The organism is Curtobacterium sp. RM9 (assembly GCF_054956955.1).
Map to the genome: position 1 here is coordinate 2,527,735 of NZ_CM143271.1, position 15,085 is coordinate 2,542,819.

The 15,085-nt window shown below is 72.0% G+C and carries 12 protein-coding genes; all 12 read left to right on the forward strand.

The window, feature by feature from the left end:
• Nucleotides 1-18: 18 nt before the first annotated feature.
• The 12 genes from ACY3FI_RS11990 to ACY3FI_RS12045 all read left to right on the forward strand — a co-directional run bounded on the left by ACY3FI_RS11990 (nt 19) and on the right by ACY3FI_RS12045 (nt 15,004).
• Nucleotides 19-873, forward strand: a complete 855-nt coding sequence (locus ACY3FI_RS11990; protein ID WP_462550358.1) for a carbohydrate ABC transporter permease — start codon at nt 19-21, stop codon at nt 871-873.
• 5 nt (nt 874-878) lie between these two features.
• Nucleotides 879-1,751: a carbohydrate ABC transporter permease gene (locus tag ACY3FI_RS11995; RefSeq protein ID WP_462550359.1), complete on the forward strand. Its 873-nt coding sequence runs from the start codon at nt 879-881 to the stop codon at nt 1,749-1,751.
• A gap of 40 nt (nt 1,752-1,791) precedes the next feature.
• Nucleotides 1,792-4,110 (forward strand): family 78 glycoside hydrolase catalytic domain, encoded by a 2,319-nt coding sequence (locus tag ACY3FI_RS12000; RefSeq protein WP_462547767.1) that lies wholly within the window; start codon nt 1,792-1,794, stop codon nt 4,108-4,110.
• A 284-nt stretch (nt 4,111-4,394) separates the two neighbouring features.
• Nucleotides 4,395-5,567 (forward strand): L-rhamnose isomerase, encoded by a 1,173-nt coding sequence (rhaI, locus tag ACY3FI_RS12005; RefSeq protein WP_462547768.1) that lies wholly within the window; start codon nt 4,395-4,397, stop codon nt 5,565-5,567.
• Between the two features lie 4 nt (nt 5,568-5,571).
• The gene (locus tag ACY3FI_RS12010; RefSeq protein ID WP_462547769.1) at nt 5,572-7,659 is read left to right on the forward strand and encodes a bifunctional aldolase/short-chain dehydrogenase; all 2,088 of its coding nucleotides are present in this window, start codon (nt 5,572-5,574) and stop codon (nt 7,657-7,659) included.
• A 4-nt stretch (nt 7,660-7,663) separates the two neighbouring features.
• On the forward strand, nt 7,664-9,127 hold the full coding sequence (locus tag ACY3FI_RS12015) for a rhamnulokinase (protein WP_462547770.1): 1,464 nt from the start codon (nt 7,664-7,666) through the stop codon (nt 9,125-9,127).
• A gap of 86 nt (nt 9,128-9,213) precedes the next feature.
• On the forward strand, nt 9,214-10,446 hold the full coding sequence (locus ACY3FI_RS12020) for an alpha-hydroxy acid oxidase (protein ID WP_462550360.1): 1,233 nt from the start codon (nt 9,214-9,216) through the stop codon (nt 10,444-10,446).
• A gap of 52 nt (nt 10,447-10,498) precedes the next feature.
• Complete coding sequence (locus ACY3FI_RS12025) at nt 10,499-11,287, forward strand: DinB family protein (protein WP_462547771.1); 789 nt, start codon at nt 10,499-10,501, stop codon at nt 11,285-11,287.
• Nucleotides 11,284-12,144, forward strand: a complete 861-nt coding sequence (locus ACY3FI_RS12030) for a helix-turn-helix transcriptional regulator (RefSeq protein ID WP_462547772.1) — start codon at nt 11,284-11,286, stop codon at nt 12,142-12,144. Before ACY3FI_RS12025 ends, ACY3FI_RS12030 begins: the two co-directional genes overlap by 4 nt.
• Before the next feature lie 118 nt (nt 12,145-12,262).
• On the forward strand, nt 12,263-13,186 hold the full coding sequence (locus tag ACY3FI_RS12035; RefSeq protein WP_462547773.1) for an SDR family oxidoreductase: 924 nt from the start codon (nt 12,263-12,265) through the stop codon (nt 13,184-13,186).
• 79 nt (nt 13,187-13,265) lie between these two features.
• Nucleotides 13,266-14,381 (forward strand): carboxylate-amine ligase, encoded by a 1,116-nt coding sequence (locus ACY3FI_RS12040; RefSeq protein ID WP_462547774.1) that lies wholly within the window; start codon nt 13,266-13,268, stop codon nt 14,379-14,381.
• 65 nt (nt 14,382-14,446) lie between these two features.
• Entirely contained in the window at nt 14,447-15,004 is a 558-nt protein-coding gene (locus tag ACY3FI_RS12045) for a MarR family winged helix-turn-helix transcriptional regulator (protein WP_462547775.1), read from the forward strand.
• Nucleotides 15,005-15,085: the final 81 nt, after the last annotated feature.

A 15,085-nucleotide genomic window follows, 5' to 3' on the forward strand; every position in this document is an offset into this window, starting at 1 on the left:
GGGCCCGCCCGGAAGCGGATGCGCTCCTTCTACCCGGCGTGGTTCTTCATCCCGGCGATCGCGCTCTACGTCGTGTTCTTCGCGGTCCCGACCTTCGCGGGGTTCTACTTCTCGCTCACCCGCTGGACGCTGTTCGACCAGACCTTCATCGGTTTCGGCAACTTCACGCGGTTCTTCCAGGACCCGCAGCTGGTCTCCGGCTTCGTCCACACGTTCGAGTACGGGTTCGTGACGAGCGCGGCGAAGGTGGTCCTCGGACTCGCCCTCGCCCTGCTCCTCACGAGCCCGGTGCTCGGGCGGGGCTACCTCCGGGCGGTCGTGTTCTTCCCGGTGCTCGTGTCGACGATCGGCATCGGCATCACCTTCAAGGCGCTGATGGACCCGTTCCACGGGATCATCAACAGCGCCCTCGGAGCCGTCGGCATGCCGACCCCGGGGTGGCTGACCGACCCGGCACTCGCCCTGTGGAGCGTCGCGGCGGTGGACGTCTGGAAGGGCGTCGGCATCGCGACGCTCATCTTCATCGCCGGCATCGTGGCGATCCCGCAGGAGTACTTCGAGGCGGCCCGGGTCGACGGCGCGAGCGCCTGGACGATCTTCCGGAACATCACCCTCCCGCTCTCGCGTCCGGCGATGGGGACCGTCATCATCCTGTCGCTCATCGGCGGTCTGCGGTCCTTCGACCTCATCTGGGCGATGACCGGTGGCGGTCCAGGCTTCACGAGCGACGTCATCGCGAGTGTGATCTACAAGCAGTACCAGGCGGGGTTCTACGGTCTGTCCACTGCGGGCAACGTCGTCCTGTTCATCGTCGTCACCGCGATCATGGTGCCGATCTCGTGGCTCATCAACCGCAAGGAGGCGGACCTGTGACCACCATCGCAGACCGGCGGCTCACCGCCGCCGCCCCGCGTCGGAACACCCGCGAGACGACCCGCAAGTGGGTCATCGGCAGCATCGCGATCATCGTCAGCTGCGTGGTGTTCCTCGTGCCGTTCGTGTTCGTCCTGCTGCAGGCGGCGAAGAGCCCGGCCGAGGCGAACCAGCTCGGCTTCTCACTACCGACCCAGTGGCAGCTGTGGCAGAACCTCGTCGCGGTCCTGCAGACCGGTGACGGCGGGATCCTCCGGGCGTTCATGAACAGCGCCGTCCTGACCGTCGGCAGCGTCATCATCATGGTGGTGTTCTCGGCGATGGTCGGGTACGTCCTCCAGCGCCGTCCGAGCCGGTGGAACGGGGTCATCAACTTCTTCGTCCTGGCCGGCCTCATCGTCCCGCCCGCGATCGTGCCGACGATCTGGGTCCTGCAGGGGCTCAACCTGTTCAAGACCATGGGCGGGATGATCCTCATCGAGGCGACCTTCGGCCTGTCGTTCTGCATCCTGCTCTTCCGCGCCTTCGTCGCCACCATCCCGAAGGAGCTCGACGAGGCCGCGGTCCTCGACGGCGCCGGTCCGATCCGCCTGTTCTTCGGGGTCGTGCTGCCGCTGCTCAAGCCGGTGATCATCACGGTCGTGCTCGTGCAGTCGGTGACGGTGTTCAACGACTTCACGAACCCGCTGTACTTCCTGCCGGGCTCCGAGAACGCCACGGTGCAGCAGACGCTCTACTCGTTCCAGAGTCAGTCGGTCAGCCAGCTCAACCTGCTGTTCACCGACGTGCTGCTCATCACGATCCCCCCGCTGATCCTCTACGTCTTCTTCAACCGTCAGATCGTCGCCGGCATGACCAGCGGCGCCGTCAAGGGCTGAACCCGGTCGACGACGACCGGTCGCCTGGAAGGACCACCACATGACCACCTGGACCGTACCGTTCATCGCGAGCGACGACGACCTCGGGAGCGCACCGATCCTGCGCCGGGAGTTCACCCTCGACGACGGCCACGGCGCCGTCACGAGCGCCACCCTCGACGTCAGCGCCCTGGGCGTCGTCGAGGCGTGGCTCGGCGGACAGCGTGTCTCCGACCACCTGCTCGAGCCGGGGTGGACCAGTTACGAGTGGCGCATCCGCGTCGTCTCCCACGACGTCACCGACCACCTCGCCGGCACCGAGCCGGGCGGCGCCGCCGTCCTCGCACTCGTCGTCGGCAACGGCTGGGCCGCCGGCCGGCTCGCGTGGGGCGGTGGCGGCGGGTGGTACACGGACGAGCGCGCCGGGTTCGCCGAGCTCCGCGTCACGTTCGCGGACGGCCACGAGCAGCGCATCGCGACGGACACCGACTGGCAGGCCCTGTCGAGCGCGATCACCGCCGATCAGCTCTACGACGGCGAGGACGTCGACGCCCGCCTGCGGGACGGCAGCTTCCTCACGCCCGGCGAGGTCTCCGTCCCGAGCGTCGCGGGACACGAGGGCCGCACGAGCACCGTGCACGCGGTCGACCTCGGTGAGCGGGAGCTCGTCGCGGACACCGTGCCGCCCGTCCGGCCCCTCGCCGAGATCGCCCCGGCCGACGTCTGGACGAGCCCGTCCGGCGCCACCCTGGTCGACTTCGGCGTGAACCTCGTCGGCTGGCTCCGGGTGCGGGCGAGCGGTCCGGCGGGCACCGTGCTCACACTGCGGCACGCCGAGGTCCTCGAGCACGACGAGCTCGGCGTCCGTCCCCTGCGCTCCGCCGCCGCGACCGACCGGTTCACGCTGAGCGGCGGGGACGAGCCCGACGTGTTCGAACCGCGCTTCACGTTCCACGGCTTCCGGTACGCCTCGGTCGACGGTTGGCCCGGCACACCGGAGGAGCTCCGGACGGCGCTCACCGCGGTGCAGGTCGGCTCCGACCTCACCCGGACGGGCACGTTCGCGTCGAGCCACGACCTGCTGAACACCTTCCACGACAACGTCGTGCGGGGCATGCAGGGCAACTTCCTCAGCGTCCCGACCGACTGCCCGCAGCGCGACGAGCGCCTCGGCTGGACCGGTGACATCGCCGCCTTCGCCCCGACGGCCTCGTTCCTGTTCGACACCCGCACGTTCCTGGCCGACTGGCTCCGCGACGTCTGGCTCGAACAGCAGCACGCCGAGGGCGTCATCCCGTTCGTGGTCCCCGACGTGCTGAAGTACTCCCCCGCCGAGGACTTCGGCAAGCCCGACGCCACCGCCATCTGGTCCGATGCCGGAGTCTGGGTGCCGTGGACGCTCTACCAGGCGTACGGCGACACGGCGGTGCTCGAGGAGCAGTTCGACTCGATGGCCGCGCACCTCCGCCGGGTCCGCGACCACCTCTCGCCGCAGGACCTCTGGGACACCGTGTTCCAGTTCGGCGACTGGCTCGACCCGGACGCTCCGCCGGAGGCCCCCGCCGACGCGAAGGCGGACAAGGGCGTCGTGGCGACCATCTGCGCCTTCCGGTCCGCCACGATCGTGGCGGAGGCGGCCGAGCTCCTGGGCGGCCACGAGGCGGAAGCGGCCGAGTTCCGTGAACTCGCTGCGCGCCTCCAGGCCGGCTTCCGGACCCACTACCTGCTGGACGACGGCCGGATCCTGTCCGATGCAACCACCGTCTACACGCTCGCGATCGTGTTCGGCATCCTCGACGAGTTGCAGGAGCGACGGGCCGGCGACCGGCTGGCAGAGCTGGCCGAGCAATCCGGGTACCGGATCTCGACGGGCTTCGCGGGGACGCCGTTCATCACCGACGCGCTCACGAGGACGGGCCACCTGGAGGACGCGTACCGGCTGCTGCTGCAGACGGAGTGCCCCTCGTGGCTGTACCCGGTGACGATGGGCGCGACCACCGTCTGGGAGCGGTGGGACTCGATGCTGCCGGACGGCACCATCAACCCGGGTGAGATGACCTCGTTCAACCACTACGCGCTCGGTGCCGTCGCGGACTGGATGCACCGCGTCGTCGGTGGCCTCGCGCCGCTGACCCCCGGGTACGAGACCGTGCTGGTGGCACCGCGGCCCGGCGGTGGCCTGACCTGGGCGGAGACCTCGCTCGACACCGTGCACGGCCACGTCGCCGTGCGGTGGGAGCTCGTCGACGGGGAGCTGCACGTCCGGGTGACCGTGCCGGAGAGCGTGACCGCGGTCGTGCGCCTGCCCGGGCTCGACGAGCAGCGGCTCGGCGGCGGGACGCACGAGGTGCGGGCGCCAGCGCCGGTGGCGGCCGCGTAGCGGCCCGGCGGCCCGGCGGCCCGGCGGCTCGGCGGCCCGGCGGCCCGGCGGCCCGGCGGCTCGGCGGCTCGGCGGAACCAGGTTCCGGACACAGCACCACGAAGAAGCACGGTGTTGTGTCCGGAACCTGGTTCCCGGGGCCACCCCGGGGCCACCCGGCGCCACCACCGCCACCACCACCGCGCCGCCGCCACGCCGCCGCCGCCCGCCCGACCACCGCTTGCGCGCACCACGCCCACCACGTACCGTATGAAACGATTCAATCAGCCACGAGGAAGTGCACGATGACATCGACCCCGACCTTCGCCGGCATCGCCGACCAGCTCGCCCGCCAGCAGATCGAGCTGCCGAGCTGGGCCTTCGGCAACTCCGGCACCCGCTTCAAGGTGTTCTCGACGCCCGGCACCCCTCGTGACCCCTACGAGAAGATCGCCGACGCCGCGCAGGTGCACCGGTACACGGGGCTGGCGCCCACCGTCGCCCTGCACATCCCGTGGGACCTCGTCGACGACTTCGACGACCTCCGCCGTCACGCCGAGGAGCACGGCGTGCGGCTCGGCACGATCAACTCGAACACGTTCCAGGACGACGACTACAAGTTCGGCGCCCTGACCCACGTCGACGAGAAGACCCGCCAGAAGGCGATCGACCACCACCTGCAGTGCATCGACGTCATGCACGCCACCGGCAGTCGCGACCTGAAGATCTGGCTCGCCGAGGGCTCGAACTACCCCGGACAGGAGGACATGCGCTCCCGCCAGGACCGCCTGCACGACTCGCTCTCGACGATCTACGACCGGCTCGGCGACGACCAGCGGCTCGTGCTCGAGTACAAGTTCTTCGAGCCGTCGTTCTACCACACGGACGTCCCCGACTGGGGCACGAGCTACGTGCAGACCGCCGCACTCGGGCCGAAGGCGATGGTCTGCCTCGACACCGGTCACCACGCGCCCGGCACGAACATCGAGTTCATCGTCATGCAGCTGCTCCGGCTCGGCAAGCTCGGCAGCTTCGACTTCAACTCGCGCTTCTACGCCGACGACGACCTCATCGTGGGCGCCGCCGACCCGTTCCAGCTGTTCCGGATCCTCGTCGAGGTCGTCCGCGGAGGCGGCTACGACAACCCGGACGTCGCCTTCATGCTCGACCAGTGCCACAACGTCGAGGACAAGATCCCCGGCCAGATCCGCTCCGTGCTCAACGTGCAGGAGATGACCGCCCGCGCACTGCTCCTCGACCGCGTCGCACTCACGGCGGCGCAGGAGGCGCACGACGTCCTCGGTGCGAACGAGATCTTCATGGACGCGTTCCAGACAGACGTCCGCGCCGACCTCGCCGCGTGGCGCGAGTCCCGCGGACTGCCCGCGAACCCGATGCGCGCCTACCTCGACTCCGGGTACCAGCAGCAGATCGCCGAGGACCGTGTCGGCGGCGTCCAGGCCGGCTGGGGTGCGTAGACACATGACGATCGACGACCTGGAGGCACGGGTGGACCCCGCAACGCACGGCACCACCGCGGACGAGACGGTCAGGGCCCTCATCGCGCGTTCGAATGCGCTCGGCTCGGACCCGAGGATCACGAACTACGCGGGCGGCAACACGTCCGCCAAGGGCACCGACACCGACCCGGTCACCGGCGAGCCCGTCGAACTGCTGTGGGTGAAGGGCTCCGGCGGTGACCTCGGCACGCTGACGCCGTCGGGCCTGGCCGTCCTCCGGGTCGACCGGGTCCGCGCGCTGCGGAACGTCTACCCGGGCGTGGAGCGCGAGGACGAGATGGTCGCCGCGTTCGACCACACCCTGTTCGGCAAGGGCGGTGCGGCACCGTCGATCGACACCGCCATGCACGCCCTCGTCGACGCTGCGCACGTGGACCACCTGCACCCCGACGCCGGCATCGCGATCGCCACGGCGGCGGACGGGCCGGAGCTCACCGAGCAGATCTTCGGCGACCGGGTCGTCTGGGTGCCGTGGCGCCGTCCGGGATTCCAACTCGGGCTCGACATCGCCGCGATCAAGGACCAGCACCCCGAGGCGATCGGCACGATCCTCGGCGGACACGGCATCACCGCATGGGGCGACACCTCCGACGAGGCCGAGACGAACTCGCGGTGGATCATCGACACCGCCGAGCAGTACATCCGCGAGCACGGCAAGGACCAGCCGTTCGGCGCCGTCCGCCCCGGCTTCGACGCGCTGCCCGACATCGAACGCCGTGCCCGTGCAGCCGCACTCGCGCCGACGGTCCGCGGGATCGCCGGCCACGACAAGCCCGTCGTCGGGCACTTCGTCGACAGCGACGTCGTCCTCGACTTCCTGTCCAGCGCGGACGCGCCCCGGCTCGCCGAGCTCGGGACGAGCTGCCCGGACCACTTCCTCCGCACCAAGGTGAAGCCGCTGATCCTCGACCTGCCGGCGACGGCGAACGTCGACGAGCAGGTTGCCCGCCTCCACGAACTGCACGAGCAGTACCGCGCCGACTACCAGGCGTACTACGACCGCCACGCCACGGCGGACAGTCCGGCCATCCGGGGTGCCGACCCGCTCATCGTGCTCGTCCCCGGCGTCGGCATGTTCTCCTACGGCAAGGACGCCCAGACCGCCCGCGTCGCCGGCGAGTTCTACGTCAACGCGATCAACGTGATGCGCGGCGCCGAGGCGCTGAGCACCTACGCCCCGATCGACGAGGCCGAGAAGTTCCGCATCGAGTACTGGGCGCTCGAAGAGGCGAAGCTCCAGCGCATGCCGAAGCCCAAGCAGCTGGCGACCCGCATCGCGCTGGTCACCGGAGCGGCGAGCGGCATCGGCAAGGCGATCGCGAAGCGCCTCGCCGCCGAGGGTGCCGCCGTCGTCATCGCGGACCTCGACCTCGCCAAGGCGCAGGACGCGGCGGCCGAGATCGGCGGCCCGGACCAGGCCATCGGTGTCGCCGCGAACGTCACGAGCGCGGACGCCATCGACCAGGCGATCCAGGCGACACTGCTGCACTTCGGCGGCCTCGACCTCGTCGTCAACAACGCCGGACTCTCGCTGAGCAAGAGCCTGCTCGAGACCACCGAGCAGGACTGGGACCTGCAGCACGACGTCATGGCGAAGGGCTCGTTCCTCGTGTCCAAGGCGGCCGCGAAGGTCCTCATCGAGCAGGGCCTCGGCGGCGACATCGTCTACATCTCCTCGAAGAACTCCGTCTTCGCCGGGCCGAACAACATCGCGTACTCCGCCACCAAGGCGGACCAGGCGCACCAGGTCCGGCTGCTCGCGGCCGAACTCGGCGAGCACGGCATCCGCGTCAACGGCATCAACCCCGACGGGGTCGTCCGCGGCTCCGGCATCTTCGCGAGCGGCTGGGGCGCGAACCGGGCGAAGACCTACGGCATCGACGAGCAGGACCTCGGGGCGTTCTACGCGCAGCGCACCATCCTGAAGCGCGAGGTCGTGCCGGAGAACGTCGCGAACGCCGTGTACGCCATCTGCACCGCCGACTTCTCGCACACCACGGGGTTGCACGTACCGGTCGACGCCGGTGTCGCCGCGGCCTTCCTGAGGTAGCGCGATGCACACCAGCGGCAGCGTCGCCGCGGTCGACCTCGGCGCGACGAGCGGCCGGGTCGTCCTCGCGCACGTGGGCCGGGACGGCATCAGGACGGAGCAGGTCGCACGCTTCCCGAACGGTCCGGTCGCCCTGTACGAGGACGGCCGCGAGGCCCTGCACTGGGACGTCGTCGAGCTCCACCGGCAGGTCACGGCCGGGCTCCGCGACGCGCTCCACCGCTCCCCCGACCTGGCGAGCATCGGCGTCGACTCCTGGGCCGTCGACTACGCACTCCTGCGCGAGGGACGCCTGCTCGGCCTGCCGTCCCACTACCGCGACCCTCGGCACACGGCGGGCGTCGCCCCCGTGCACGAGCGGGTCCCCGCAGCCGAGCTGTACGCCCGGAACGGTCTGCAGCACCTGCCGTTCAACACCGTGTTCCAACTCGCGGCCGACCCGGACGCCCACCTCGCGGACCGCGCCCTCCTCGTGCCGGACCTGCTCGGGTACTGGCTCACCGGCGTCGCGGCCACCGAGCGGACGAACGCGTCGACCACGGGGCTCGTGAACGCGACCACGCGCGGATGGGACCAGACCCTGCTCGCTGCCACGGGCCTCCAGGACGACCTGTTCCCCGACCTGCGCGACCCGGGCGACCGACTCGGCACGCTCCTGCCGTCCCTCGGCGGCGGCGTCCCCGTGACGCTGGTCGGCTCGCACGACACGGCGTCCGCGGTGGTCGCGGTCCCCGCGACCGACGACGACTTCGCCTACGTCTCGTCCGGCACCTGGTCGCTGGTCGGCGTCGAGCTCGACGCGCCGGTCCTGACGGACGCGGCACGCGCCGCGAACTGCACGAACGAGGGCGGCGTCGACGGTCGCGTCCGGTTCCTCAAGAACGTGTCCGGGTTGTGGTTGCTCTCCGAGAGCGTCCGCACCTGGGAGCGCGGTGGCGACCGCGTCGACCTGGAGGCGCTGCTCGCCGCCGCCGCGGAGGTCACCAGCCCGGTCACCGTCTTCGACGTCGCCGACGACGTCTTCACCGCGCCCGGCGACCTGCCCGCGCGCATCGCGACGTGGTGCACCGCGCACGGACTCGCTGCGCCGTCCTCCCCCGCCGAGGTCGTGCGCTCGATCCTGGAGTCCCTCGCCGCGGCGTACGCCCAGACGCTGCGCACGATCACCGAGGTGACCGGCAAGGACGTCCGCGTCGTGCACGTCGTCGGCGGCGGGTCCCAGAACCGGCTGCTCTGTCAGCTCACCGCCGACCGGACCGGCCTGCCCGTCCTCGCCGGTCCCGTCGAGGCGACCGCGCTCGGCAACGTGCTCGTGCAGGCCCGCGCGAACGGGCTGGCCGGACTCGGAGGAGCATCGCTCGCAGCACTCCGCGACCGCGTCGCCCGGACCGTCGAACCGGTCCGCTACACCCCCGCTCCGGGCTCGGACGCCCGCGGCCACCGCACCACCGTCAGGAGCCACGCATGACCACGACCGACGACCAGCACCGCGTCGACCCCGCGACCGGCGCCCCCGCCGTATCGAGCGGGCCCGCGTCCTCGGCGCGCACCCGTATGCCACGACAGCTGCCGACGGTGCGGGACCTCGCCCCGCTCATGCAGTTCAGGAAGCCCTCCTTGGACGCCCGGAAGCGCCGACTCGAGTCCGCGCTGACCGTCTGGGACCTCCGTGCGATCGCCGCACGACGAACGCCCCGGGCGGCGTTCGACTACACCGAGGGCGCGGCGGAGGCGGAGATCTCGCTCGCTCGGGCGCGCCAGGCGTTCGAGGACATCGAGTTCACCCCCGCGATCCTGCGCGACGTGTCCCGGGTCGACACCACCCGCGAGGTCCTCGGTGCGCCGGTGGCCCGCCCGTTCGGCATCGCCCCGACCGGCTTCACCCGGATGATGCAGACCGAGGGCGAGCGCGCCGGGGCCAGGGCCGCCGGCCGCGCGGGCATCCCGTTCTCGCTGTCGACGATGGGCACGACCGCGATCGAGGACGTCCGCGACGCCAACCCGCACGGACGGAACTGGTTCCAGCTGTACATGTGGAAGGACCGCGACAAGTCGATGGCGCTCGTCGAGCGGGCCGCGAAGGCGGGCTTCGACACGCTGCTCGTCACGGTCGACGTGCCCGTCGCCGGCGCCCGCCTGCGCGACAAGCGGAACGGCTTCTCGATCCCGCCGCAGCTCGGGGTGAAGACGATCCTGAACGCGATCCCGCGGCCGTGGTGGTGGTTCGACTTCCTCACGACGGAGCCGCTCGCGTTCGCGTCCCTCGACCGGTGGTCGGGCACCGTCGGCGAACTGCTCGACCACATGTTCGACCCGACCGTCACCTACGAGGACCTCGCCTGGATCCGCGACCAGTGGCCCGGCAAGGTCGTCGTCAAGGGCGTCCAGTCCCTCGCCGACGCGAAGCGCCTGGCCTCGATGGGCGTCGACGGCATCACCCTGTCGAACCACGGCGGCCGCCAGCTCGACCGCGCCCCCGTCCCGTTCCACCTGCTGCCCGAGGTCGTCAAGGAGGTCGGGAAGGACACCGAGGTGCACCTCGACACGGGCATCATGTCCGGCGCGGACATCGTCGCCGCGGTGGCGCTCGGCGCACGGTTCACGATGGTCGGGCGGGCGTACCTCTACGGGTTGATGGCGGGCGGCGAGGCAGGGGTGGACCGGATGATCCAGATCCTGTCCGAGCAGATCGAGCGCACGATGCGGCTGCTCGGGGTGGCGTCGCTCGACGAGCTCGAGCCGGGTCACGTGACGCAGTTGCAGCGGCTCGCACCGATCCCCCGGTAGCGCACGCCCGACGGGTGTCCCCGTCCGGGCCTCGCGGGCTACGGTGTGGCGCATGAGCGCACGGGAGTTCGTCGACGAGGACCTGCGGGGGGCCCGGTTCGTCCGGACGCTCCTCGGCGGGGCGGTGCTGCGCGGGGTCGACGTGGCCGGGGTGGAGATCGACTCCCCCTGGGTGCTCGAACCCGGCGGCACGCTGTTCGTGAACGGCGTCGACGTGGTGCCCCTCGTCGACGCCGAGCTCGACCGTCGCTTCCCCGGCCGGTCGCTCCGCCGCGCCCGCGACCCGGAGGGGCTCCGGGCGGCGTGGGCCGCGGTGCAGCGGACCTGGGACGCCACCGTCGCCCGCGCGGTGGCGATGCCGGCCGGAACGGTCGACCGGTCGGTCGACGGGGAGTGGTCGTTCGCCGAGACCCTGCGGCACCTCGTCACCGCCACCGACGTCTGGCTCCGCGGCGCCGTCCTCCGCATCGAACGGCCGTACCACCCGCTCGGTCGTCCGCACACGGAGTACGCGACCGACGGGTACGACACGAGCGTCTTCACTCCGGGGACGCCGCCGTTCGGGGACGTGCTCGCCGTTCGTGCGGACCGGGTCGACGCCATGACGACGTTCCTCGCCGCGGTGACGCCCGAGCAGCTCGACGAACCGCGGCCGAACCCGTGGGCGCCGTCGCACACCGAGACGGTGCTCGCCTGCGTGCACACCGTCCTCGAGGAGGAGTGGGAGCACCACCGGTACGCCGTGCGCGACCTCGACGTGCTCGACCGCGACGAGCTCGGCAGGGGTGGATCGACGGGCCGTGGTCCCGTCGGCCGGGATCCGGTAGGAACGGACGGGTGACCGCGATCGACCGTCCAGGCCTGGCCGAGTTCCTCCGACACCGCCGCGCGGCGTTGCAGCCCGAGGACGTCGGCCTCCCCCGCGGACGGCGTCGTCGCACCGAGGGGCTCCGCCGCGAGGAGGTCGCCGCGCTCTGCAGCATGTCGGCCGACTACTACGCCCGGCTCGAACGCGGGACCGGGCCGCACCCCTCGGAGCAGCTCGTCTCCGCGATCGCCCAGGGGCTGCACCTGTCCCTCGACGAACGCGACCACGTCTTCCGCCTCGCCGGACACCGACCGCCGGTCCGCGGCAGCGACGGCGAGCACGTCGGTCCGGGCATGCTCCGCATCCTCGACCGCCTCGTCGACACCCCCGCAGAGATCGTCACCGAACTCGGCGAGACCCTCCGGCAGACGGTGCTCGGTCGGGCGCTGACGGGCGACCCGGACGACCGCGTCGGACCGGCGCGCAGCCTCGGCTACCGCTGGTTCACCGACCCCGCGGCGCGGACCGCGTACCCACCGGACGAGCAACACCGGCTCGACCGGGTGTACGCCGCGGGACTCCGCGAGCTCGTCGCCCTCCGCGGACCGCACTCCCGAGCCGCCGCGCTGGCCGGCCTGCTCCGCCGGGACGAGCGGTTCCGTGCGGTGTGGGACCTGCACGAGGTCGGTGTCCGACCTCCCGACGTGAAGCGCTTCGCGCACCCCGAGGTCGGGACGCTCGAGCTGTCCTGCCAGACCCTGCTCGATCCGGAGCAGTCGCACCGCCTGCTCGTCTACACGGCGGTGCCGGGCAGCGTCAGTCACGAACGGCTCGTCCGGCTCGCCGACCGGCTCGCCGCGGAGCCGTCGCCGTCCGTCGCCGCGGGCTGACGGGACACGACCCCGGCACGGCCCGGGCAGCCGTGGACCGACGGGCCCTGGTTGCGGACCCGGCAGCGGCGCACGATGGGTCCGCCGCCGATCGGCGGCCAGTCGCGGAAGGTCCCCCATGCCCCAGCAACCCACCACGTTCCCCGTCCGGCCGGGCACCCTCGCCGTGGTCACCGGAGCGAGCGACGGCATCGGCCGTGTGATCGCCGGACGACTCGCCGCCGCCGGCGCCTCGGTCGTCCTGCCGGTCCGCTCCGCCGAGAAGGGCGCCCGCGCCGCCGCGGGCATCCGCTCCGAGGTGCCCGGCGCCGACGTCCGGACCGCGCGCCTCGACCTGTCGTCACTCGCGTCGGTGCGGGCGTTCGTCGACGAGACGCTCGCCGACGGCCGTCCGGTCGGGATCCTCGTGAACAACGCCGGTGTGATGCGGCCCCCGCACCGGCAGGAGACCGTCGACGGATCCGAGCTGCAGATGGGCACGAACCACCTCGGTCACTTCGCCCTGACGCTCGGTCTCCTGCCGCTGCTCCGCGCCGGTCGGGCACGGGTCACGCACCAGACGAGCATCGCGGCCCGGAGCGGCAGCATCGACCTGGACGACCTCGACGCCCGGGTGGACCACGACCCGATGCGCGCGTACACGGCGTCGAAGATCGCCGTCGGGCTGTTCGCGCGCGAGCTCGACCGACGCAGCCGCGCGGCGGGGTGGGACATCACGAGCAACCTGGCGCATCCGGGGATCTCCCCGACGAACCTGCTCGCCGCACAGCCCGGGATGGGCCGAGAGCGCGCGGGCGCCGAGCGGCGGATCGTCGTGCTGCTCGCCCGGCTCGGGATCGCCGGCACCGTGGCGAGTGCCGCCGGACCGGCACTCCTCGCCGCGACCGACCCCGACGGCGCGGACACCTTCTCCGGACCACGCCGGACCATCGGCGGCCCGCCCGCTCGTCTCGGATTCTGGAAGCCCTTCACGGACGACGCGGCCGCCCGGCGACTGTGGGACGTCTCCGAGGAGCGCACCGGGGTCCGGGTCAGCGGCTGACGGGCTCCGGCCGCGGGAGGGCCGCGCGATCCGGCTCGCCGGGGGTGACGTCCCACCCCGACGGGGGTCGACTGGGTCCATGCGGACGATCGGTGTCGAGGAAGAACTGCTCCTGGTGGACGGACGGACCGGACTGCCGACACCCATCGCGGGGCGGCTGCTCGCCCGCGCGGCCGAACGGGGCGAGGACGCGACGCTGACCGGTGAACTCCACCGCGAGATGCTCGAGGTGATCACGAGCCCGCACCGTTCCCTGCGCGCACTCGGTGCCGAGGTCGTCGCCAACCGCGCGCTCGCCGACCGACTCGCCAGGACCTTCTGCAGCCGCGCCGCCCCGGTCGCGACGTCGCCCACCAGGGTGGTCCCGCACCCGACCGACGACGAGCGCTACCGTCGGATGATCGCGCGCTACGGCAGCCTCCCCCGCCGCATCCTCTCCTGCGGACTGCACGTGCACGTCGCCATCGCCGACGCGGAGGAGGGCGTGGCCGTCCTCGACCGCATCCGGACGTGGACGCCGGTGCTGCTCGCGCTCGCCGCCAACTCGCCGATCCACGACGGGGTCGACACCGGGCACGCGAGCTGGCGGTCGGTCGCCTGGAGCCAGTGGCCGTCCGCCGGTCCGATGGAGTGCTACGGCAGCGCCGCTCGCTACCGGGCCGTGACCGAGACCCTGCTCGGTACCGGTGCCCTCCTCGACCCCGGGATGCTGTACTTCGACGCACGGCTCTCGCACCACCACCCGACCGTCGAGGTCCGGGTCGCGGACGTGCCGCTCGACCCCGGGACGACCGTGGCCCTCGCCGGCCTCGTCCGGGCACTCGCGGACACGGCGGTGGCCGACTGGCACGACGGACGCCCCGCGCCCGACGGTGCCGCGTGCTCGGTCCGGCTCGCGAACTGGTGCGCTGCCGTGAGCGGACTCGACGGCACGCTCGTCGACCCGACCACCTGGGAGCCGGCGCCCGCCCGCGAGGTGGTCGCGACGCTCCTCGCGAAGGTGATGCCCGCGCTCGTCGCGAACGGGGACGACCAGCTCGTCGAACGTGGCGTCGCCGACCTGTTCCGACTCGGCACCGGGGCCGCCCGGCAGCGCGCGGTCCTGGAGCGGACGGGCGACCCCGCACAGGTCACGCTCGCCGCTGCCGGCGAGACGACCGGGGAGCACGGGCTCCGCACGTCGAGCGCTGGCTGACCCGGACGTACCCCGGTCCACCGGCCGCCGTCGGTAGTGTCCGCCGGGACGGGAAGAGGTGCCGCATGGCGCAGGACAAGACGTACGACGAGTCGGGGTACTGGTACCCGGACCGCGCGTCCAACGGCGGGGTCCGCCTGCTCAACGCGATGCGTCGGTACCGCTCGGCCGAGGTCGAGATGCGGCAGCGCACCCGTTCGAACATGGGGATGAACGGCACCGACATGGAGGCCGTCCGGTTCCTCCTCCGCGCGGGCAAGCACGGCGAGACCGTCAGCCCGACCGGACTCGCGACGCACCTCGGCATCACGACCGCCTCGACGACGGCGCTCGTGAAACGGCTCGTCGGCTCCGGGCACGTCGAGCGCCGCGCCGACCCGGACGACCGGCGTGGCGTGCTGCTCACCGCGACGGCGAGCGGTGACGACCGGGTGCGGACCGAGCTCACCGACGTGCACGCCCGGATGATCGCCGCCGCGGACCGGCTCTCCCCGCAGACGGTCGCGGAGATGAGCGCGTTCTTCGAGGAGATGACCGAGGCGATGCACGCGGACGACGCACCGTCGGACGCCTCAGTCGAGGCGGTCCGGTCGGCTCCGGCGATGCTGCGGAAGGGCGTCTGACCCGCGGTCGTCCGATATGCGAACGCATCGAACTACTAGTTAGACGAACTAGGTACTTCCGCGGGATGCTGGTCTCGTCGC

Bases quoted from the DNA above. Each gene is read 5' to 3' on its own strand.
- ACY3FI_RS12025 (WP_462547771.1), top strand. From the start codon at position 10,499: ATGAGCGCACGGGAGTTCGTCGACGAGGACCTGCGGGGGGCCCGGTTC.
- ACY3FI_RS12020 (WP_462550360.1), top strand. From the start codon at position 9,214: ATGCCACGACAGCTGCCGACGGTGCGGGACCTCGCCCCGCTCATGCAG.
- ACY3FI_RS12045 (WP_462547775.1), top strand. From the start codon at position 14,447: ATGGCGCAGGACAAGACGTACGACGAGTCGGGGTACTGGTACCCGGAC.
- rhaI (WP_462547768.1), top strand. From the start codon at position 4,395: ATGACATCGACCCCGACCTTCGCCGGCATCGCCGACCAGCTCGCCCGC.
- ACY3FI_RS12035 (WP_462547773.1), top strand. From the start codon at position 12,263: ATGCCCCAGCAACCCACCACGTTCCCCGTCCGGCCGGGCACCCTCGCC.
- ACY3FI_RS12000 (WP_462547767.1), top strand. From the start codon at position 1,792: ATGACCACCTGGACCGTACCGTTCATCGCGAGCGACGACGACCTCGGG.
- ACY3FI_RS12010 (WP_462547769.1), top strand. From the start codon at position 5,572: ATGACGATCGACGACCTGGAGGCACGGGTGGACCCCGCAACGCACGGC.
- ACY3FI_RS11990 (WP_462550358.1), top strand. From the start codon at position 19: ATGCGCTCCTTCTACCCGGCGTGGTTCTTCATCCCGGCGATCGCGCTC.
- ACY3FI_RS12040 (WP_462547774.1), top strand. From the start codon at position 13,266: ATGCGGACGATCGGTGTCGAGGAAGAACTGCTCCTGGTGGACGGACGG.
- ACY3FI_RS12015 (WP_462547770.1), top strand. From the start codon at position 7,664: ATGCACACCAGCGGCAGCGTCGCCGCGGTCGACCTCGGCGCGACGAGC.